The organism is Pseudomonas sp. S8, assembly GCF_050473925.1.
GTDB lineage: Bacteria > Pseudomonadota > Gammaproteobacteria > Pseudomonadales > Pseudomonadaceae > Aquipseudomonas > Aquipseudomonas parakoreensis.
Map to the genome: position 1 here is coordinate 6188471 of NZ_JBFDVZ010000016.1, position 22539 is coordinate 6211009.

16 protein-coding genes are annotated in these 22539 nt (G+C 52.9%); 2 read left to right on the forward strand and 14 right to left on the reverse strand.

The genetic code is table 11. From position 1 onward, the window contains the following. Window positions 1–405: 405 nt before the first annotated feature. From AB1J88_RS29235 to AB1J88_RS29300, 14 genes are all read right to left on the reverse strand, one after another. Window positions 406–2364 carry a hypothetical protein gene (locus tag AB1J88_RS29235; protein ID WP_430292642.1) on the reverse strand — a complete coding sequence of 653 codons (1959 nt, stop codon included), beginning with the start codon at window positions 2362–2364 and terminating at the stop codon, window positions 406–408. Window positions 2365–2402: 38 nt separating this feature from the next. Then, window positions 2403–3368, reverse strand: coding sequence for a lysylphosphatidylglycerol synthase transmembrane domain-containing protein (locus AB1J88_RS29240; RefSeq protein WP_430292643.1), 966 nt, complete (start codon window positions 3366–3368; stop codon window positions 2403–2405). Further along, complete coding sequence (locus AB1J88_RS29245) at window positions 3365–4105, reverse strand: SDR family oxidoreductase (protein ID WP_186613832.1); 741 nt, start codon at window positions 4103–4105, stop codon at window positions 3365–3367. Before AB1J88_RS29245 ends, AB1J88_RS29240 begins: the two co-directional genes overlap by 4 nt. Further along, window positions 4102–5415: an FAD-binding protein gene (locus AB1J88_RS29250; RefSeq protein ID WP_430292644.1), complete on the reverse strand. Its 1314-nt coding sequence runs from the start codon at window positions 5413–5415 to the stop codon at window positions 4102–4104. The genes AB1J88_RS29245 and AB1J88_RS29250 overlap by 4 nt, the downstream gene beginning before the upstream one ends. Further along, the gene (locus AB1J88_RS29255; protein WP_430292724.1) at window positions 5412–6869 is read right to left on the reverse strand and encodes a UbiA family prenyltransferase; all 1458 of its coding nucleotides are present in this window, start codon (window positions 6867–6869) and stop codon (window positions 5412–5414) included. The genes AB1J88_RS29250 and AB1J88_RS29255 overlap by 4 nt, the downstream gene beginning before the upstream one ends. A gap of 358 nt (window positions 6870–7227) precedes the next feature. Beyond that, a complete protein-coding gene (locus tag AB1J88_RS29260; protein ID WP_430289986.1) occupies window positions 7228–7689 on the reverse strand; it encodes a hypothetical protein in 462 nt (153 codons plus the stop codon). A gap of 2 nt (window positions 7690–7691) precedes the next feature. Then, entirely contained in the window at window positions 7692–8915 is a 1224-nt protein-coding gene (locus AB1J88_RS29265) for an acyltransferase family protein (protein WP_430292645.1), read from the reverse strand. A gap of 231 nt (window positions 8916–9146) precedes the next feature. Next, window positions 9147–10085: an NAD-dependent epimerase/dehydratase family protein gene (locus AB1J88_RS29270; protein WP_430292646.1), complete on the reverse strand. Its 939-nt coding sequence runs from the start codon at window positions 10083–10085 to the stop codon at window positions 9147–9149. A 16-nt stretch (window positions 10086–10101) separates the two neighbouring features. Beyond that, on the reverse strand, window positions 10102–11511 hold the full coding sequence (locus AB1J88_RS29275; RefSeq protein WP_430292647.1) for a glycosyltransferase: 1410 nt from the start codon (window positions 11509–11511) through the stop codon (window positions 10102–10104). 170 nt (window positions 11512–11681) lie between these two features. Then, window positions 11682–13028, reverse strand: coding sequence for a glycosyltransferase family 4 protein (locus AB1J88_RS29280; protein WP_430289989.1), 1347 nt, complete (start codon window positions 13026–13028; stop codon window positions 11682–11684). Further along, entirely contained in the window at window positions 13025–16768 is a 3744-nt protein-coding gene (locus AB1J88_RS29285) for a glycosyltransferase (RefSeq protein WP_430292648.1), read from the reverse strand. The genes AB1J88_RS29280 and AB1J88_RS29285 overlap by 4 nt, the downstream gene beginning before the upstream one ends. 4 nt (window positions 16769–16772) lie before the next feature. Beyond that, window positions 16773–18113 carry an ABC transporter ATP-binding protein gene (locus tag AB1J88_RS29290; RefSeq protein WP_430290006.1) on the reverse strand — a complete coding sequence of 447 codons (1341 nt, stop codon included), beginning with the start codon at window positions 18111–18113 and terminating at the stop codon, window positions 16773–16775. Beyond that, on the reverse strand, window positions 18103–18939 hold the full coding sequence (locus AB1J88_RS29295; RefSeq protein ID WP_430290007.1) for an ABC transporter permease: 837 nt from the start codon (window positions 18937–18939) through the stop codon (window positions 18103–18105). Before AB1J88_RS29295 ends, AB1J88_RS29290 begins: the two co-directional genes overlap by 11 nt. 176 nt (window positions 18940–19115) lie before the next feature. Beyond that, a complete protein-coding gene (locus AB1J88_RS29300; protein ID WP_222018736.1) occupies window positions 19116–20018 on the reverse strand; it encodes a glycosyltransferase family 2 protein in 903 nt (300 codons plus the stop codon). Window positions 20019–20561: 543 nt separating this feature from the next. On the opposite strand from AB1J88_RS29300, the gene AB1J88_RS29305 reads away from it, so the two are divergent. Then, the gene (locus AB1J88_RS29305) at window positions 20562–21530 is read left to right on the forward strand and encodes an NAD-dependent epimerase/dehydratase family protein (protein ID WP_430290008.1); all 969 of its coding nucleotides are present in this window, start codon (window positions 20562–20564) and stop codon (window positions 21528–21530) included. After that, window positions 21530–22539 (forward strand): MraY family glycosyltransferase (locus AB1J88_RS29310; RefSeq protein WP_430292649.1); only part of this gene is annotated, 1010 nt, incomplete at its 3' end. The genes AB1J88_RS29305 and AB1J88_RS29310, both read left to right, overlap by 1 nt.

A 22539-nucleotide genomic window follows, 5' to 3' on the forward strand; every position in this document is an offset into this window, starting at 1 on the left:
GCGAAGCGACGTCTTTCAAGCCTTGAGATGTATCAGTGGCCTAGTACTCTCAAAGCGCTATCTCCTTCCCTTCATTTATCGATAAAAATGCATGCGACCTCATCAGTTCAATGATGGGCACATGCCTGCGTACCCGGCCAAGGAAAGGCCTGATGCGTTTCCACGATAAGTGGGTTGCTACCGAAACACTGTGGTTGCCCAGAATGAAAAATCCTCGATAGATGCATTTCCACCTATCGAGGATTCTTGGGAAGTGAGGTCACTGCAGCGTGCGGTCAGTGCCTTAAAGCGTTTTTTTGGCAGCGGAGGTTATCAGGTCAACTGATAACCTCTCGATGGCGTGTTTTTCCACTCACACCCGGAATTGATCCTGTTTCAAAAAACGGAGAGTTTCTTGATGTCTCTTTAATAGCTAGCCGACAGATCAACCCAGTTGTTGTTGGACATTCCGTTGTTATCTACGGAGAACCTGTAAGGTCGGCCCTGTGAGTAAGGAAGGTCGACAGACAGCGAAGTCCCCACTTTGATAACACTTCTTTCCTTGAAAATTTTGCCATCCAGATAGATCGTTACGCCGGCGGTCGCTCCACCACTGGCCACTGCGCTGTCGGGAACGCCTTTGGAGATGGCGACCACTACTGGCAGTGTTTTGCCGGGGCTGGTGATGAGGCTAGACACTTCCAGATTAAAGGAGGTCGGTGTGTCCCCTGGATGCACAAACAATGTCTGGCGCTCGGTGTTTTGGCGGACGATGCCGTATTTGTCTCCAAGCACCGGGTCACTGACATACTGCCCGATAGGCAGCAGGTTCGAGGTGTTCTTGCGATAGAGTTTAGCGCCGCGGCCGAGAAGTTTCGTCCAGAAATCGGCATCGAACTCGCCCACGAAGTCATAATTCATGATGATTTCAGGGATGGTGCAGGCGCTGTAAGAACTGCCCCAGCTACATACGATGTATTTCGGATTGTATGTTCGATTTGTATAAGTTTTATCGCCCTTCAGCAATGCAGTTGCGACGCCAGGACTAATAAGCCCAAGTTCATCCACAACCGTGAATTTTGGACCCAGTTGCATGCCAAAGGAGCCCGGTTCGGCCATTTCGATAACCGTGCCATCGGGCTCTGCTTTTTTGAGGTATTGCGCAATGTCGTAATAGGCTTTGGTGTGTGGGTTCACGTTCTCGCTGGTTAGCCAGAACTTGATATGCGCAATGTTGGCCACCAGCAGGACTGCTGCGCACAATGCAATGAACAGGGCGGGTTTGGCGTTGGTTGTCTGGGTTTCATTGTTCTTGCCGGCCAGTGCACAGAAGCCGCAAAAAGCGATAATCATCAACGAAAAAACGGCCGGGATGCCATACCATCTCCAGAACGTTACGTTGATTGAAATGTAAAAACCGATGCTGATGACCAGAAATACCAGCCAGCATGTCCCGATAAAGGAATGTTGTTTCTCGATGAATGCCGTTGGGGCCGGTTTTTTCGAGCTGAACAGGTTTATTCCGAAAAGAACAACACCTACTGAAATCGCTACACCAGCGATCCAGCTGATACTGCCGGATACATAACCAAGGATGCTTTTAAGGTTGTAGGTCGGGAAACCGCCAATAAGTATTTGCGCTTTTTTTGCATCCATTGTTCCCGGTGATATGCGCCCGTAGTAACTATAAAGGAAGAGCAACCATGGAATTGCAATCAGAAAAAAGCCACACGCAAACTGAATCAGTTGTTTGTTGGTGAGCGCGCGTCGTAGGCCAAGATTGTTGAACAGCATGTAGGCGCAGCAAATGATCGGTGCGAAAAGCACAGCGTCGGGCCTGAAGGTAGTCGCAATGGCTACAATGATTCCCGCCGCAAGCATTTTTTCATAGCTGGCGAGGACAACGCCTACAAAAGCAAGCGCGAGGAACGCATAGGTTTCATGGCCTGCGACCTCATTGAACGAATAAGCGGTGAACAGGGAGACTGCCAGCCCCAGCGTCATAAGTGCTGACGTGGCAGGCGAGCTGCGTCTGGCAGAGATACAAAAAGCGAACAGTGACGTGATGAGTAGCGCCAGGGTAGAGATCGCGACCGAAATATTTTGAGTCGACAAATCCAGATGAAGGGTCGATGCAAGTTTGTTGAATGTAGCCAGAACGATTGCGTAACCTGCTGCCGTGGTGCCGTAGTACTTTTCCCCAACGTTAAAAGCCAGGCCGTCACCCTGTGACAGGTGGAAGGCATAACGATAGGTAATGAAAGAGTCATCGACAGAGTAATTCTGATTTCGTAAGTAGTACGCAATCGCCATTGCGATCAATAGTCCGATGACTATGATCGCGCTAATAAGGCCTTTGCGCGCTAATTGCCCCTGACCGCCCATGATGAATCGCTCCTGAAAGAAGTCGTTGAATTAATAAATTATGTTTTTTGGGTGGGAAGTTCGGTCCGATTCCTGGTGGTCAGGAATAATGCACCGACTCCCACAGCGAACCACAAGGTGGCCAACCGAATGAGCACTGTTGCAGCGACAGCATCGGAGCCGGGCATGCCCTTCCACACGAGCAAGGCGACCATCACTGCTTCAGCGCCTCCCAGACCGCCAGGCATGAAGCTGAGGGCTCCGGCAAGCATGGAAACCGAATACACGAATATGGCAAAAGTCAGCGGTATTTCCGCCCCCATTGCATTGAGTATCCAATAGAAGGCAAACGCTTCTGCGCCCCAGGCCATCACGGTCAGCAGAGTGGCGATCAGCAGCGTCAGTGGTCGGTGACACAACTGTGCCTCTAGCAGAACATTGAGCAGATGACGGGCCATTGCTTTAAGGTTGCCGCCTTCGCGAGGGAGCTTTTGTGTCATGTACACAATGAGCTTGCGCTGCGACAAGCCGGTAAAGACCACACCGACCAGTACGACCCCCGCGATAATCAGAGGAAGCGCTTGTGGGTAAAGTGTCAGGCCGAACAGTGCAAGCAGCACTACGGCAAACAGGTCGTTGAGCCGTTCACTGAAGAATGCCGCAAAGCTCTTCGCATAGGGCACGCCCAAAGGTTTAAGCAGTACGCCACGCATGGCTTCACCCGCTTTCCCGGGGGTCGTGGTCAGGGCAAAGCCGGACAGGTAGATTTTCAGGCTCGGACGCCAGGGCACCGGATGGCCGAGCGCCTTGAGGTAAATCTGCCACCTGAGAAACCTTATGGCGTAGTTCAGCGAAGACATCGACAGCGCCAAGGTGACGCCCATTAAACCGACTTGGGCGACGGCATTGACGACCGCCTCCCATCCGCCCCACAAGGAAAACCCCAGATAGCCCAGCGCTGATGCGACGATCGACAGAACGACTGCTCTGTATCTCCAGCCTGATAGATAAATGCCCTCGCTCAAAGATTCAGCCTCTTGAAGACTGCCTGAGGCACGCATCGGATAATCAGCATGATCAGTGCCCAGAACCCGGGGGTGTAGAGGACGGCAGTCTTGCGTTCGATACCAGCGACGATGCTCTTGGCCACCTGTTCGGGTTTGGCTACGAGCGCAGCAGGCAGCGGTAACCCTTGAGTCATCGGGGTATCCACAAAGCCGGGTTTGATGGTGATCAGATGTACGCCAACTTTGAACAGGCGCGCTCTGAGGCCTTCGCAAAAACTCGATACCGCAGCCTTGGCCGCACCGTACAGATAGTTGGACGGACGTCCGCGATCACCGGCAACCGAAGAAATGACAGCCAGCGTACCGCAGCGTTGGCGTTCAAACTGATTGGCCAGTAGGGTCAAAAGAGCGATTACGGATGTGCCGTTGTTAGCAAACTCCTTGAGAGCCACATCGACATCCTGCTCGCAGACTTTCTGGTCTGGCAGCGTGCCGTGGGCGATCAGGGAGATGTCGATCTGGTGCAGCGCAGCAAGGCAGCTGTCGATCATCGCAGGATGCGCGTTGAAGTCGTTGGCATCCATGATGTGAATAGTGACGGATTTTGCACCACGAGCACTCAGGTCTGCGCGGGTCTGTTCCAGCTTTTCTTCGTTGCGCGCGACCAGGAAAAACTCGCAGCCCTGGGCTGCCCAGATTCTGGCACACGCAGTAGCAATGGCCGATGTGGCTCCAACAATCAAAACTCGTTTCATTTTGTCACTCGTTTCCAGAAGCGGGACATCAGGGAGGGATCGCGAAGGGCTTCCAGTCGCTCCCAGGCGGGATAGGCTTGACGAAAATCTTTCCCGCTCATATGCGCATCCTTGGCCGGATAGAGTCGTCCACCCGCGTCGTGCACGATGGCATCGAGGCGTGCGAACAGAGCGGCCAAGTGTTTGTTTTGAGGGAAGTCCAGGGCGAGCGAGGTTCCCGGGATCGGGAAGGACAGCAAGCCTGGCGAAGTGATTTCCCCGCAACGCTTGAGCACGGCCAGAAAGGAACCTTGGCCTGATTGTGCGATAGCGCTGAGAAGTTCGCCAATGGCGACCTCTGCCACTGGCTGAGGTATCACGCATTGGTACTGCTGGAAGCCACGGCGACCATAGATCCGGTTCCAGTGATCAATTCGATCAAGCGGGTAAAAGAAGGGTTCGTAATTCACCCGTTTGCGCGTCTGTGTGGCGGGATGCACTCGCCAGTACGCTTCATTGAACGTATGTAACGAAAGTTTGTTGATCAACGAAATCGGAGGTGTGATCGGCACGAACAACTTGCTGCGCTCTTCGACGGTTTTAGCGCCATATTCCGCATGATCACCCACAAAAAATACGCCACGACCGGCTTGCGCACCTTTGGCCAGACAGTCAATCCAGGCGACGCTGTACTCGTGCTGGTGGTCCAGTTCCTTGGACAAGGCGAAAAAATCCGCCAGATTGTCAAAACGTACCGCGCTGCTGTCGATCTGACAGGACTTGATCGGTATCAATTGGATCTCGGCCCAGGTGATCACTCCTGTCAGACCCAGGCCAGCGATGGTGGCCGCGAACATTTCGGGAGCTTCGACCGGCGAACAGGTCAGCAGATCCTGATCATAACGTTGCAAACCCAAACGTCGCACATGATTGCCGAAGGTGCCGCGCACATGATGGTTCTTGCCGTGCACGTCATTGGCAATCGCGCCCCCCAGCGTAGCGAACTGAGTGCCCGGTGTTACTGGCAGAAACCAGCCCCGCGGGATGGCAACGGCGAGGATTTCGGCGAGCGTGATGCCTGCTTCTGCTGTCACCACACCCCGTTGCCAATCGACTTCGATAAAGCGATTCAAGGTCCGCATGTGCAGTACGTGATCGCTGTCGGCCAGACAGCTATCGCCATAGCTACGGCCATTGCCGTATGCCAGGGTGCTACCGAACTCGGAATTCAGGCAGTCCAGTTGCTGAGGTACTTCGCTTTTCCAGGTGCAGCCGTGAGCGGTCTGTGGGGCCTCAGGATAGAGGCCCCAGGAAAACAGCGGTGCACTCATGATGCTGCCCAGAACACGAGGCAGAACAGCGCCCCTACCACCAGGCTGATTCGGTCGCGTACGGCAAATACAACAGGGTCATCGTGCATTTGTCCGCGATGGGTGAGCATCCAGATCCGGGTAATCCAGAACAGCAACAATGGGCACGCCAGCCAGATCAGTTGGGGCCGGGCATAGAGTGCGACGGTACCCTGATCATGGATATACAGCGCAAGTACCATCACAGCGAGGTAGCCGGATGCGGCGCCCAGGGATGAAATCATCTCCAGGTCGTCGGGGTAATAACCGCGGCCGCGGGTTTTTTCCGTATGCCCCTTGCGTCGGGCTTCACGTAACTCGGCATAACGCTTGACCAGCGCGAGGCTCAGGAACATGAACATCGAAAACGCCAGCATCCAGAAGGTCAGTTCCAGGTTCAGGGCCGCGGCGCCGGCAATAATCCGGATTGTATACAGCAAGGCCAGCGCGATGACGTCAATGGCCATTTGCCGTTTCAGTGACAATGAGTACGCAAGCGTGAGTATGTAATAGGCTGCCAGTACGCCACAAAACTCCCAGGGGAGTAATAGCGCCGCACCTGTGAACGCGGTGATCAATAAAAGAGGAAACGCGAACAGTCCGAACTTTATGGACAGTCGTCCCGACGCGAACGGGCGATGACGTTTAGAGTGGTGATGCCGGTCGTCCGCCAAGTCCAGCAGGTCGTTGAGCAGGTAAACGCTGGAAGCGCACAGACCGAAAAGCAGGAACGCTATAAGGCTCTGCCAGAGCATGTTCAAATTGGTCAACTGATGCGCAGCCAGCATCGGAGCAAGAATCAACAGGTTCTTCATCCATTGATGCAGGCGCAGTGCTTTGGTCCAGTCCTTGATGGCCGACGGTGCGGTGCGAATGACTTGTTCGACATTGCCCTGAGCTCGCGCTCGACGCTCGACGCCGGACTCCGGATCGACTACGTAGGCCATTCGTGCTGCGGCCCAGACGGAGATATCGTCATGGGAGTTGCCGATATAGTCGAAGCCTTGCTCGCCATAATGCTCGACCAGCAGATCTCGCTTGCGGTGGGACGACAGATTGGTCTTTTCGTCGGACGCCAGCACGCTGTCGAACAAATCAAGATGCTCGGCAATGCGCTCGGCCAATGAGTGATGGCTTGCAGTTGCCAACACTACCGAACGACCTGCACTGCGGGCGGTTTCGATCAGCGCGATAACTTCCCGATTGTATGGAAGAACGTTGACATCGATATGAGTCGCATTGGCCAGCTTTGATTTCAGCGTGGCTTTGCCGTTGGCCAACCATTTGAATGGCTTGAGCAATTGCAGTGGGTGACTGCGCAAGAAGGCCATACCGGTTTCGAGCAACAGATCGGAGCGCAACAGAGTGCCGTCGAGGTCAACGACAAGGGGTGGAGCTGAGCCGGTCACGAGGGTTCTTCCCTGAGTGCTGGCCAGCATTAAGGCTTGTCCCAGCGTAGTGAGTCGAGGAGAACAGCGCCGCTGGGCGACAATCAATCAGTAAGGCCAGCGGGTATTCATTAAGCGCGCGAACATAGCACGAACAGAGCTTTTTTTCATGGGTTGAAGGGTACTTCAGATTTTTTCTGTCCTTCGTCGGGTCTCGGTCTCATCTGTAAATGCTTGTGCGTTTTCTGCTGTTTTACATTGCGGGAAGCTTCCTCGCGAATCCATTCAGGACGACTTGATTGCGTGGCCAGGAGCTCCTGCGGTGATCTAATCAAGCGCGCACCCGCTCAGGAACGGGTGCTTGCAAGATCGAGGCGTCTGATGGGCAGCACGCCATCGCGTTGTTTTAGCGAGTTGGGAAAATGGCGCGATGGTCATCCCAGTCCGCCCTGCCTTCCTGAATCTGAATCAATTGGCCGGGAATCGCATAGGCGGCAATGCCCAGCGTCTCGGATTGTTCAAGTGATTTATCAGGGATAGGGAATCTGCATTCGAGAATTTTTTCCCCCTGGCAATATTTTGCCAGGGGGAAATCACCCGCGTTGATGAGTATTTTTTGATTCGAGTCATTCAGGTGAATGGCGAAAATTAGGCCAGACTGCGTTCCGGGGACAAGCTTGAAAAATACAACCTTATGCTTGTCCTCTGTGTCAGTGGGTTGATAGCTAAGATTGGAAATCGTCGTGCCGTCGATGAAGATCACTTTGCCATCGACCGATTTTGACTTTTCAATGCTTGCCATGGAGTAAACCATGCTGGTGGTGATGGCAATTATTGCTATGGCGGGGAGCAACCAATACTTTTTCATGTTCAGAACCTGTTCAAGTGGAAGGCTGCGACAGTGGCAATCAGCACCAGTACGCAACTGATCGCAACTGGACCATAACTGGATCTGAGGTTGTCCTTCACGGAGGCGTGACGGCGATCCCAGGCATTCATGATCAGATGCCTGCAAGGGTCTTCAATGCCTTTATAGAGGAGTGCCGATGATGTGAGCGCAACTATCCAGAATATTGCGTACCCAGTCAGCCCATACGGCTTGATCGCTGCGGTGTATGGCTCAATGAATGTGATCAGAATCGCGTGAACGAGGTAAAGGGAGAAGCTGATTTCCCCCAGAAACACCAGCGGTCTGGTCGAGAGCAGTGACCCGATCGGTCCTTTGCTCAGTGCAAAGACGAGGATCAACGTTCCCCAAATGAGCCAGATACCCTCCCGCTGGAAGTAGTAACCGGCGGCGGTTCCAAATGTATCGGCGATACGTGCAGGGTTGCCAGCCAGCAACATGCCTGCGACGACCAAGCCAAGTGCCATCAACTCTAAATACAGCCAGCCCAATTGACTGGCTTTGAACTCATGAATCGCTGGCGTCATGAAAACCTTGGCCAGGAAAATACCAAACATGAATTCAAATACCCTGACCAGCGGGTTGAAATAGAGGGTTCCGAGCAAACTGACGCCGTTGTAATTGTCGGTAGACTTCAACTCCAAGGCGTTACCGGCCCAGATAAATGCCACGACAACCAGGGTTGCAGCAAAAAACAGCTTGGCCCAGTGTTTGCTCCACAACCCGATGAGTAGCGGAAACAGAAGGTAGAAGAACATTTCGTTGGAAATGCTCCATGCCACGCCATTGAATGACAGGGCCCATAGTTTCAGTGGAATCCATGATTGGACCAGTGTCAGGTTTGAAATCAGGCGCAGCATGCCTGTCTCGCCACCAAAGTAGGTGTACCGGTCAAAATGGAAAATCAGGCCTATCCAAATGATGCATGTCACTAAGTGGAGCGGCCAGACCCGGGCAAACCGGGCAACCAGAAACCTCTTGATCGACCCGTCCTTTGAAAAGTCTTTATAGTTGTACGCCAGAATGAATCCGCTAAGCACGAAGAAAAATGAAACGCCCTGACCCAGAGGAGCAGCCTCGGCAATCCCGAATGACCCGAATATCGGGTGCGCATGGGTAAGCACGATCATCGCAGCAGCGAAAAATCGCAGGGACGTCAGCGCGTCCAATTTGTGCTTAACGTTCACAATTCCTACCAGGATAAAAAAAGGGGGGCGTATGGTATCGCTATGTCATGGCGTTTTAAAGATCGCAGGGCGAGGGTGCTGATTCAGAACGGGTTGCCGCCGCTCTGAATAGTTGTGCTGAGCGTGCCCCTGACATTGACTTCGCCAGTGGCCCGTATCGGTTTGGACTGGGAAAGGACAAGCCTGATGAGCTTGTCGCTCCCCCATGATATGGAAGGCAAATTTACCCGGTTACTTTGTTGAGCGCTTGCTTTCGATATACCAGGCAATGGTGCGCTTCAGGCCTTCCTGAAGGTTAAACTCTGCTTTCCAGCCCAGTTCCCGTTCAGCAAGAGAGCATTCCAGCACATTAACGGGGACGTCAAATGGTCTCGCTGGAAGAAAGTTTCTCGCGACAGGCGTGTCGGTAATTTTTTCGATAAGTTCTATTAGAGTACTGAGCGCAGTACCTTCGCCAGAACCAATGTTGAAAACGGTTTTTGGCCCTGAATACTTCAGTGCTTTCGAAAATGCATTCGCGATATCTTTTATGTATATATAGTCGCGAGTCACCGAACCGTCGCCCCAGATATCGATTGATTGGCCGGCGGTTGCGCGGCTGACGAAAGCGGCTATAGCGCCTTGAGCTGTTTCGATTCTTTGTCTTTCACCGTACGGGTTGGCGACACGCAGAATGACCGGCTTTATATTATGAAGCTTGCTGTACAGATAGAGATATTTCTCAATGGTCAGCTTGCTTATTCCGTATGAGACTTCAGGGTTTGTCGGGTGCTCTTCAGTCAAGGGGCACTGTACAGGTTTGCCGTATACGGTTCCGCCTGATGAAATAAAAACAATTTGCTGAACGTTCTGTTCAACCATAACGTCAAGCATGTTTAATGTGGCGATGACATTGGTCTGAATGTCATAAATGGGATCATCGTTGGAAGATTTTGGCAGGGTAGTGGAAACGAGATGGAGCACGCCGTCGACGCCAGTGATCGCTTCTTCAAGGTCGTGTTTACTCTGCAGATCTCCCGAGATCCATTCAACGCTTTCGTGGGGCTCGAATGCTCTGTAAGGTGGCACGCGAGGGCGTTCGAAAATTCGAAGACTGTGCCCTTCTTCCAGCAGTTTGTCCGCGATCGCAGAACCGATAAACCCACCACCGCCAAAAATTACGTATTTCATGATTTATTCCAATTATTCATGAGGATTTGATGAGTTCGGCATAAACGCCTGAAAGTACATTCACATAGGCATCTAGCGATTCACCTGCCATCCTTCCTTGATCCTGATTGTGGGCCGGGTCATTTACCATTGCAAGATGAGACTCCATTCGTTGTGCCAGTTGTCGGGCGTTACCGGGCTCAAATACTGCTACGTTGTCGTCCTTGCCCAAGTACTCCGTTATGCCCGTTACATCACTGGCAATGACCGGTGTGCCGCAAGCCAACGCGTTCAATAGCACAAGCGGTGCGTTCTCTCTCCATGTTGAGGGTATGACCAGCGCGTCCAGAGAACTCAAGATGTTGCCAATATTTTCATGGGGAAAAGTGCCCATGAATCGGACGCGCTTATCTTCCTGGATAATGGATTTGAGCGTGTTGAAGTATTCCGGATATTGTTGTTTGTCACCGTAAACTAAAAAACGGGCATTGACGTGCGGCAGCGATTTGATCGCCTGCATGAAAATATGGCAGCCCTTATGTTCCGTCAGCGTACCGATGAAGCCAAAGGTTGCAGTTGTTTTGGTTGGTGCAGCTAGGTCCGGTTCTTTAGGGTGAATTAGTGGTGATTGAATACCGTACCTCAGGCGTTGGATTCTGCTTTGTGAAAGTCCCGTCTGGAGCAATAAGTTTTCTATAAATAATGTCGGCGGCAATATTCTGTCGACTTTTAATAGCGCTTCTGTAATAACTTTTTTTCTATTGCTCAAATCAACCAAGGGGGAAACAAGTCGTTTCAGTGAAGTGTTGATAAGGGTTGAGGTGGTCAGGGCAACAGATGAAAAAATTAATTGAGGTGTCAATGCCAGCAGGGTACGAGTTACTCCCTTTTTGTTATTGATGGCGACATGTTTCAAGCAGTTTCCGGCCAGCAAGTTCGGGCCTGTGCATTCAGCCTTTCCCCATGGCTTTACTAGTTGGCAGGATCGACAGCTTATCCAGTAGTCGGTCGGTGTATAGACCGTCGGGATTTTCTCGTCAAAACAAGCGTTCAGTGCTGCGATCGTCAGGTTCTTCAGATGAAAAAAATGCACCAGGTCCGGCTTGAGTTGTTCAAGAAGGACTCTGAATGGCTGGTAGATGGAAGCATTGTGGTACTCGTCGATCATTCGGGTGCTGGAGAACCTTCCCGGTGCATAGGGAATGTTGAATTGATGCACCGTAAAGTCTTTGTATACGTATGTTGAACGCTCTAGCGACTCGGTATCGTCCAGTTTTGCTGTGACGATTTCGACTTGATGGCCCTGTGCTCTTAGCGCTTGAGCCGTCGATAGAGTCAGGACTTCTGTTCCCGCAGAAAAAAACGGAAAAAACTGGTGAACGCACAAGAGGATGCGCTTGCCGATGGCCAATGGCTTATCAGATTGCATGGTGATGAATTGTTTCATGCATTTTGATGGTTCCGATTGTGCAGACCGATGGATAGACTTCCATTCGACGGGCGTTGAGCGCTCTAGTCGTTCAGCAACTGTCTGTCGGGGAGAAGGTGGACTCTAAAACAGTATGGGGGGCAAATCCGGTAGTGGCCGTCCCTGGCCACGCCGTTGGTAGACAATCCTCAGGCTGATTCAGTTGCCTTTGAGTACATGGCAAATGTCTCTCGGGCCATGATTTCCGGCGTCCTTTCGTAGTTCGTGGTTTTCGCGAGATCGTAAAGGGCTTGTGGGTTGGCAACCCAGGCTGACAGCTTGCGATAAAGATCTTCGGCGCTGCCGCGATCGAATATCTCTCCGTTTATCCCGGCCTCTACAAACTCGGTCATGCCGCGCACATCCGATACCAAGGCAGGGGTGTGGGTGGCCAGAGCGTTCAGCAGCACCAGTGGGCTGTTTTCATACCAGCGTGACGGGATTACCAAGGTGTCCATATCGCGCAGGATATTGACCATATCCTTGCTCTCGAAAACGCCACGGAACTCGATTTGCGTGCCGGAGCTTTTGGCTTTCAATTCTTCCATGTACGCCGGGTCCTGGTCGGTTGGACCATAGATCACCAATCTTGCACTGTCTTTTGGCAGGCGATTGAAGGCATCAATCAGCAGATCTGTACCTTTGTGCGGTGCTATCTGGCCGATGAAACCGATCACTGGAATGTGTTCGGCGTCTCGCTGCGGCTTCGGCGTGCGATCGACATCGATGCCGAACCACAAGGTTTTCATGGGTACCTTGATGTCGTTGTTGACATAGGCTTCCCTTAAAAAGGTGGTTGGCGCGACGGCACCTGCGTAGGAGCCGTTGTAAAGAGCTCCAAGAATGTCCGGACGCTCCGCGATGTAGTCGATCGTTTGATCGAACACACTGTTTTTCACGCCCGGCATTTTGCGCAGAGCAGTTACGGCGCTGGCGATGAGCTTGGCTGACGTGCCATTGTTCGCGTATCTGATCCAGCCCTCTTTCGACGTGCGCGCAGTCTCTTTCAAGTAGCAGGCCACGCAGTTGCTGCGAGTTCTGGACGGGCCTGCGCACAGTGCACCGTCGGCTGCTTCCAGTTTATTGGTCAGGCAGAAACCGAAGAAGTCCGTGAAAGTTGCGTAGGTCGGAATGCCCAAGGCCTTGGTCGCTTCGAGCAAGGCACTGGTGTGGTTGATCAAATGAGTGACGTGAACGATGTCCGGTTTCAAGTCGGCGAGAATATCGGTCAAGACCGGACGCATCTCCGCCTGGTAGTACGTTTCCTTGATATTGACGTGAGGGATTTTGTTTTTGTCGACCAGGACAACTTCAAAGCCTTCATGCTCATATCGAGTGATCAGTTCTGCTGCCGCCGGTTCGCCCTGGAACAAGGCGCTGACGATGACTACCTCGTGACCCCAGTTGCGGTAGTTCTTTGCCAGTTCCAGCGTATAGGTTTCTGTTCCGTAAAAATGATCCGGAAAGAAGCAGTGCACAAAAAAAACGATTTTCATTGTTTGGTTTCCGCCAGGGTTTCGGCATAGATCTGGTCGTAGCTCGCAATCATTGCCTGGATCGAGAAGTGAGCCTCGGCTCTTTCGCTGTGACGGTCGGCAATGTAGGTGCGACGAGCACTGTCATTCAGCAGATCTACGATGATGTCAGAGAGCTTGTCCGCATCGCCGTAAGGGGCGAGCAGGCTGCTGTCATCGACAATCTCGCCAATTGCACCGATGTCATACCCGACAACCGGAACATGCATGCGCATCGCAAAAGGACTCACCTGGCCGAAGCTTTCTTTCCAGACCGGCGCAACAAACAGCTTCATGCGGCGGTACAAGTCCGGCAGTTGCGAGTAGGCGACATAACCGGTGAACTCAAAGTTGTCTGATACGCCTGCCGAGTTCACCGCTTCCTTGAAGGTCTCCATCAGACTTCCGCCACCGACAATCAATACGCGGGTCTGCGGGCGTTTCTGTACGGCTTTGATGAATGGAGTAATGGAGTCAGCATTAAGCTTGTCCGTTTCCAGTCGGTAAACCATGCCGATCGTGTCGGTAGCAGTCTGATTGGGCGCATCGGCTTTGAACATCGAGAAGTCGGAGCCGGGATAAACCGTTGCATTCGGTGCTTCTGCTTGTCCAAAAACGTTGCGAACGTAATCACTGACGTATACGTAACGCTTGATGGAGGGCGACAAGTAAGGCGCAACCGGTGTGTTGATGTTCTGGATGACGGGAATGCCTAATTGTTGCGCGGCACGCATGGTCTGGTCATACCAGGGTTCATCACAGTCGCCCCAGTAGTGCATGTGAATGACATTTGGTTGTAGTGCTTGCAGGTACTCGACAAAAGGCATCTCGTCTGCAGACAGTTTGATTTCCTTGATGGTGATGCCCGAATACGCGGCGGGGATCGGCGCATGGCTGGTCAGAATACTTTGCTCGAACCGGACGCCCAGGTATTCGTAGATGTCCACCACCAGGCGTGAGGAGCCGCCGGTCATGAAGTTGGCGATGACATGCAGCACCCGCGGCCGGACAGCATTCACACTGGTTGGCTGCTTGACGATGTAAGTATCTTCACTGATGTCGGTGGGCGCATCAGTGTTCGACACAATAGCTGGTGGCTGGCCTCTCAGGCTTTTCTTCAAGGCCGAGACGGTCGGACTCAGCAAGCGACGTGCGGGGGCAGGGGTCACGAGGGAGGCGAGCATGTAGGCGATGCGCAAGTATTTCTTGAGATCGTTGGGTTGCGCTGCAAATGCCTGACTCAAACGAAACAGTCGGCTCCGGCCGATGGCTTGTAGCCGTTGCTCGCGATGTGCGACTTCAACGTTGAGCTGTTGCACGATGGCGTTCTTTTGTTCCAGGTGCTGGTTCAGGGCGCTGATCTCCTGCTGTCTTGCTTCAGAGGCAGCCAGTGCTTCTTGCAGGGCGTCATTAATTTCATTCAGCGTGGAGTTCAGATTCTGACTCTGATTGATGGCGGACTCAGCAACCGCCTCTGTTTTGTTGATGAGATATTGGAACGCTGCCTCGGTTTGCGAGATGGCGGACACGAACGCTTCTTCCGTCTGTGTGATCGCAGAGTGAAACGCTGCCTCAGTCTTGGTGATGGCGGCCTGTACGGCGACCTCGGTCTGCGTGATCACAGACTGAATGGTCGCATCTTTGTCGATGACCACCCGATTCAGTCGCGCGGTTTCCGCCACGATACCTGGCATTCTCGACAGTTGAGAGTCGCGGTCACGAAGATGCTGATGCCACCATTGCGGGGTGCGATTCTCAATGTTGGAAACGTATCGCAAGGCATAAGCGCACGAAGAAGCGAGTTCGACAATGGCGCCCAGTTCGGACATACCAAAATCGGTCGGTTTTTCGAGCGAGCCCAATGAGGCGCACCAATCGATGGCGAGGGCCTTTTCTGCACTGGTGACACCTGTACGCCAATACAACGCTGCTTGTTGATTATTTCTTTTGCCGGACTCGATCAAACCCAGATTCAGGTAGGACCTGATTTGCTTGGTAATCAGAGTCGGGCTGTATTGAGTGCAGTCATAGGCCACACAAGTTTTATAAAGATCAATGGCGCGATCAGTGTCGCCTGCGGCCTGCCAGAGTTGGGCCATAACGAACGATATCGATACTTTCCAGCGCAACTGCTGCGGTGAATGATCCGCCTGATTCATGTAAGCGTCAGAATCTTTTGCAAACACTTCCAGCTGACTCACCGTCAGTGTGGATGCCTGCAGCAGTTGGTAAGCCTGAATGCACAGTGCCGCTCCCAGGTCAGGTGAGGTTTCCGGGGCTTGAGCGGCGACTTCGCGGGCAAGCTCGAGCAGCTTCTGAGTGTCTTCGATGCGATGACCGATCGTGACCAGGCCTTTCACCAGCCAGGGGTTGGCATAGTCGTCAAAACGCGTGACCTTCCATCCCGGGTTTTCAGGATAGAGATCGTAGGTGGTTTCGCGGTAAGGCACGGTTGCGCCAAGTGTCGGCGATTTCATGCCGACCAGAAGGCACCATTCACAAGACGGATCTTTTTCGATCAATGTCTTGGGGTCTACTTCATACAGCTCGCGAATGCCGACTGCCCACTCGTAAGCATTGTTGATTTTCGGTTTGTATTGATCCGCTGTCTGGGCGTAAGCCGCTTCGACGATGAAGTCTTTTTCCAGTTCTTTAACGATGCGCTCCCACGTGTAGACGTGAAAGTGGAATTCGTTCGGATCTTCTCCGGTTTCGTCTGACCAGTCATTTGGAACGGAAAGTACGATTCGCCCGGACGGGCTTAGGACCCGGTAGAACTCTGCCAGCAATCCAACCGGATCCGGTACGTGCTCCAAGGTTTCAAACGAGGTAATGAGGTCGATCGAGTTATCCGGAATATCGTTCAGCGCTTCCGGCAGCCAGCCTTCTTTGAAGGTGAGTTGCGAATTGACCGCAGAGAAGTTTTTTTCAGCGTATTTGACTGCATAGTTGCTGCCATCAACGCCGAGGATCGAACTGGCGTCCGAGCAGTTGAACAAAGTATAGGCGCCGTAACCTAGTCCGCAGGCCGCGTCGAGGATGCGGTCGCCGTTGCGCACATAGCGACTGGCCAGGAGATAGCGAATGATATGGCCATCGGAGCGACTGCCAGGCTCGCGCGTCATGTCCATGTGCAGGTCGCGCTCGTCTTTCAGCGCTTCCAATGGATAAACGGTGGCGGCTTCCTTGGGAAGCTTCTCAAGCGGTATGGCAATTTTGCCTTGTTCATATTGCAGAGACTGGTAATCGTTGACGCGATAGTAGGCAGGGTGTTTGCGTACGCCGTTTTCGAAGAACAGCATTTCCCAAGCTTTGCGGGCTTCTTTTGTGTCGGGTTCGCAGCTGGTGTCCAGAAACAGGAAGATGTTGCGTTTCGAGACTCTTGGCGCTTCGACAGCCAAACGCTCGAGGGAGAGAGCAGCGTCGTCGGCATGAGTGATCAATACCGTCGAAAAACTCTCGTCGTCCAATAGCAGGTCAGCACCGTCCCATGCAATGAACCGTCCTGGAAGCTGTGCATTGCCGCACTCGGTTTCAGCACCCGGGAAGACGTTGTACGCCTGCACACCCGCCAGCAGGAAGGCCCGCAGCAACTCTGTATCAGGCAGGCCGATATGTAGCACTTTGCCGTTACCACAGGCTGAAAGTACCTGCGAGACCAGTTGTTGGCGTTCCCCTGCCGTCAGTGATGCCGAGCAAATGTTTGTGGTGGAAATAGTCATTGGCTCAGCCCTTGAGTTCGATTGCTTTCATGCGGAGGTCGAGGACACCGCCAAAATGGTATTCGCGGGGCTTGGTAGCCACCGTAAAAAATGCCGCCTCGTCACGCCAGTGAAGAATGCGTTGTTCGGCGTAGTAAGGTTTGCCTTCCTGGGAGATGGCAGCCTGAATTTCGTAAAGGTTGGCGCCCAGACTGCATTCAAACTGAAAATCAACAGAGGACTCGGTGCCGGCAGTGAATGTCTTGGTCCAGAAGGTCTCGCCCGTCGCCAGATTGGCGGCAATGGCCATGTCCTGGTTTAGCGTGCCCCAGGAGTAAATCTTGACGCCTTCCTTGTTGCGAAGACGTAGGCTCACATTCAGGTGGTCAAGATCGACGTTGCAGCGGAAGGACACGCGAATGACAGACGTCTGTGTGGCATAGAAAACCTGGGTTTCTTCGCCCTCGGCGTTCAACACGCGCACATCCAGAACCTCGGCATCCTGATTACCGAAGGAGAACCGGTCTGCAGTTTTCGATTCGGTCTTGGCAGTCTTGTTATCGTCCTTCTGATGTTGCGCAGCCTTGTCGGAAAGGTTTTTCGTCAACTGTTGCAGGTAAAGACTTTCCTGTTCGTGCAGGTTCCTGCGGTAATCGAGGATGACGTCGGCCGAAGACCCGATGCTTTCAATTTTCCCATTGGAAAGAAAGATCGCCCGCTGCGTGAGGGTCCGCACCGATTCTTCATCGTGGGAGACGAACAGCAGGGTTGTGCCATTGCTGGTGAGCTTTTCGATTCGTTCGTAGCAGCGTTTCTGAAACAGTGCATCGCCGACCGCCAAGGCTTCGTCGACAATCAGGATTTCAGGTTTCAGATTAGCCTGGACAGAAAATGCCAGCCTCACGAACATACCGCTGGAGTAAGTCTTTACGGGTTGGTCGACGAATTCCCCGATGTCTGCAAACGACAGGATGTCATCCATCAGTTCGTCAGTCTTGCTGCGACTCAGGCCGTGAATCGCACAGTTGAGATAAACGTTTTCCCGCCCGCTGAATTCCGGATTGAAACCTGAGCCCAGCTCAAGCAGCGCGGCAATGCGCCCATCGACATTTACCGTGCCCGAGGTCGGCGTCAGTGTGCCGCAGATAATCTGCAGCAGTGTGGATTTGCCCGAACCGTTTTTGCCGATGATGCCGACAGACTCGCCGCGTGCAACTTCAAAGTTGATGTCCTTGAGAGCCCAGAACTCATGGTGAAGTTTCTTTGATGGCAAGATCATCTGAAGCAAGCGATCGTGCGCTTTCTCATACATGTTGAAACGCTTGGAGAGGTCATTGACGCGAATGGCAACATCTTTAGAGGACATCAGCAAAGCCTGCGCGAGTTTTTTGGAAGAATGCAAAGCCGAGGCAGCAGATAACAATGCCGACGATATAGCTCGTGCCAAGTGTGTGCATATCAGGGATCTGGCCGAACAACAGGGTTGCGCGGCCATTTTCGATGACAGCGGTCAATGGGTTGATATATAGCCAGCCGCGGTACTCTTCAGGCAAGGCGCTGATCGGGTAGAAAACCGGCGACAGAAACAGCAGTGCCGTGGCGGCCATGCCCGTGACCTGGCCAATATCGCGTATGTATGCGCCGAGTGCGGACAAGATCCAGGATAGGCCTATCACCATCAGGATTAGCGGTATCAGAACAATCGGGAAAAACAGCGCAGTAAGCGGAATCGAGTGATTGAACACCAGTTGTGCTGCCAGCAGCACCGACAGGCTGACGCACAGGTGAAACAGGGCGTTCAACACCGAGGTCGGAGCGAGGGTTTCAATCGGAAAAACGACTTTTTTTACAAAGTTGACGTTGCCAGTGATCAGTTTGGGTGCCGAGTTGATGCATTCTGCGCAGAACGCATGAATGATCAGGCCGGTAAACAGAATCAGCGCGAAGTCGACTTTGGACCCGGTGGCCGCACCGCTGCCGCCCCAGCGCGCATTGAATACGGTTGAAAAGACAAATGTATAAATAGCGAGCAATAGCAGCGGGTTGATAAATGACCATGCTACGCCCCCCACTGAACCGCGATAACGAGATGAAATCTCTCGTTTCGTCAGTTGCATGATCAGTTGGCGATTTTTAATTGCGCTGATCAGCATTCGCAAAGGCGACGTTGGAAATGAATCATGCATGTTCAAGGCAAAAGCTCCAATGGAGGCCGTTCGGTAAGTTGATAGATTGTACGAGCGACGTTATTTAGTTCGCTTGAAGGTGGCGACTGGAAGTAGCCGATGGGTGCAGCGCAATGACTGAAACCCGATTTGACGAATACACCGTTGCCATCACGGTGAAGCTTTCGATTGGTTGTCATCGGTCAAATACCCTTCACGATGGCTGCGAGGAGAAGTCCGATGTTACCTGGCAGTGTCTGGCGGTAGACACCGGCACGCAGCAGTCCAAGAAGGCGGCGCGGCAAGTTGCCTTTTCGCGCAAGGCGAAAGCATTCAAGTTTTTTCCGGTTTTCATTAGTCAGCAGTGCGTGCGCCGAAGTCAGGCAATGGATGTTCTGTTCATTCCAGTTCGAAAAGCGTCCTTTGAGCATCTGGCGAAACCGTGAAAACCGGGCTTTCAATCCGGAGTTGGCCCCGATCAGGTTGTCTTCATGCTGACGATACAGAACGAAAGGTTGTGCGTCGTAGGCAACCTTGCCGCCAGCGCCGGTCACCAGAAGATAGGCCCACCAGTCGTGCGCGACGATCTCCAGATGATCGCCTGCGATGCGCATCAATTCGCGTGCTGCATGGTTGAACACCATCGTATTGCCTCCCGCGATGCTCTGTACCAATGCATTGGCAAACGCCGGAGGACGTGAAAAAAGTGGTGAGCATTCCATGGGCTTTCCGTGCGAGTTCATGCCGCGGGTCCTCCCGCAGTAAAGTGCCGGAACATCCGTGGGAATCGTTTGCAGCCAGTCCAGAGCTGTCTCGAGTTTGGTGTCCAGCCAGATATCGTCCTGATCAGACCATGCATAAAAATCCGCTTGAACAGCCTCGTTGCAGGTGAGAGTCAGGAAATTGGCGGCAAACCCCCGTTTGGGACCCTGGAACACGCGGACACTGTCTGCTGTCTTCAATCCTTCGGAAAACGCCGCGAGAATGTCCAGGGTCTGATCGGTTGATCCGTCGTCGGATACGGCAATTATCCAGTTTTCGTGAGTCTGGGTTGCGATGGAGGCCAGTTGGTCAGCCAGAAAACGTTGACCGTTGTACGTGCACATAAGTATTGCGACACGCTTGGACAATGAGCGGTGGAAGCAATTTGACTTCACGAGTTGGTTTGCCGGGTGAGTGTCCACGCTAGAATCTGATGTTGAGGGGCTATGCACCTAGCACTCCGTTGCGAATAAATGACTCGTTGGTCAGAAAAATCCGTGGCGAGGGCACTAACCGCGAGTCAGCCTCGGAATAACATTGGATGACCAAAGTCAAAACGGGCATTGTAGCGAAAATTACTTTGCCCTAGTAGTGCTTAGCCGCATCTGCGCAGGGATATTGACCGGCGGACAGGGGGCAATCAGGTAGCATGTGCATCCGTCATTTTTATGGCTGAAAAGCATGGTCCGGGTTTACAGGTATCATGGCCGCCATAGACGACAGATCTCAGGCGTTGCCCTACAACAAATCCATTCGGTTTCGCGTGTTCAGTGCATTGGCTTGCTGCCCAGGACGATGCTTCGCGATCACAGCAGACTGCGCGATATGTCGAAGGTGTGGGACCAGGGTTGCTATCACGATGATTTTGCTATTTAAGAATGAGATAGATGAACGCTAGCACCGTATTGGTTACAGGTGGTTCGGGTTTTCTGGGCGGCGCCCTGTTAAGGACATTGGCAAGTCAAAAAGAATACTCCTTGCGCACGGCATTAAGACGTGACTGCAAAAGCCTGCCTGCGTCAGTGCGCGCGTTCAATGTTCCTGGCCTGACTCCAACCGTTGATTGGCAGGCTGCTCTGGTTGACGTCGACGTTGTAGTGCACGCCGCAGCACGGGTTCACGTGATGGACGAGCAGTCGGGCGATCCCTTGACCGAGTTTCGCTTGGTAAATGTCGAGGGCACTCTGAACCTGGCTCGACAGGCCGTGAAAGCGAAGGTCCGTCGATTCATTTACATCAGCTCAATCAAAGTGAACGGGGAGTCTACTGTTCCTGGCAGAGCCTTTACGGCAGACGATCCCTTTTCCCCCGTCGATCCCTATGGCATTTCCAAGTGTGAAGCTGAAGAAGCTCTTCGCCAGTTGGTATCTTCGACGTCAATGGAACTTGTTATTATCAGGCCCGTACTGGTTTACGGGCCGGGCGTGAAAGCGAACTTTTTAAGTATGATCCGCTGGCTGGACCGGGGAGTTCCGTTGCCATTTGGTGCGATCGTCAACAAGCGTAGTCTGGTGAGCCTGGATAACCTGATCGATCTGATACTGACGTGCTTCTCTCATCCAGCAGCGGCCAATCAGACTTTTCTTGCCAGCGATGGTGAGGATGTATCCACAACAGAGCTGTTGATGAAAATCGGTCGAGCATTGAATAAGCCCGCGAGGCTGTTGCCATTTCCGGTGGCTTTTATGTGTCTGGGGGCAAAGCTCCTGGGCAGGGAGGCCATTGCCCAGCGACTTTTCGGTTCTCTTCAGGTTGATATAAGCAAAAACTTACGACTCTTGGGGTGGGTGCCTCCAATGAGCCTCGATCAAGGACTGAACGCGACCGTGCAAGCCTATCTGGAATCTCAAAAGTAATGAACTTCTACTGGATTGTTCCATTGTTGGTGGGAGTTTCGTTCGCCCTGACCGCAGGCTTAAGGCGTTATGCGCTGGCGCGAAGCCTCATGGATGTGCCGAATGACCGCAGCTCTCATTCAGTCCCGACTCCGCGCGGCGGAGGAGTGGCAATAGTGCTGAGCTATGTTGTAGCGCTCTGTATGCTATATGGCTGTGGATTGATGTCATCTGATACCTTTATTGCTTTTCTAGGGGCGGGTTCGGTCACTGCTGTGATCGGGTTTCTGGATGACCATGGCCATATTGCCGCGCGATGGAGATTGCTGGCGCATTTCCTGAGTGCGGGTTGGGGAGTTTACTGGCTGGGGGGGCTCGCGCCCTTTGCCTTGTTTGGATTCTCGATTGATCCAGGCTGGATCGGGCATTTTCTGGCTGTGGTTTATCTGGTGTGGATGCTGAATCTCTATAATTTCATGGACGGTATCGACGGTATTGCCAGTCTTGAGGCGATCACCGTGTGTTTCGGCGGCGTGCTTATCTATTGGTTCAGCGGTAACGCTGATCTTGCATGGCCCGCAGTCCTTCTTGCTGCTTGCGTAGCGGGTTTTTTGTGTTGGAATTTTCCGCCGGCGAAGATTTTCATGGGGGATGCAGGCAGTGGTTTTCTGGGTGTCGTGTTGGGACTTTTGTCTCTACAGGCGGCTTGGATCGCGCCTGATTTACTGTGGGGTTGGCTCATTCTGCTAGGGGTGTTTATTGTCGATGCCACCTTCACGCTGTTAAGGCGTCTGCTTCGCGGCGACAAGGTTTACGAGGCGCACCGGAGCCATGCCTATCAGTTTGCTTCCCGGTCGCATGGCGGTCATATGCCTGTCGCGCTTGCCGTCTGCCTGATCAACTTGCTCTGGCTAATGCCTATTGCGATTGGAGTAGTGCTCTACAAATGGGATGGAGCCTTCGCCCTGATCCTGGCTTACCTGCCTCTGGTATGGCTGGCGGTCAGGTACGAGGCGGGACGACTGGAAGG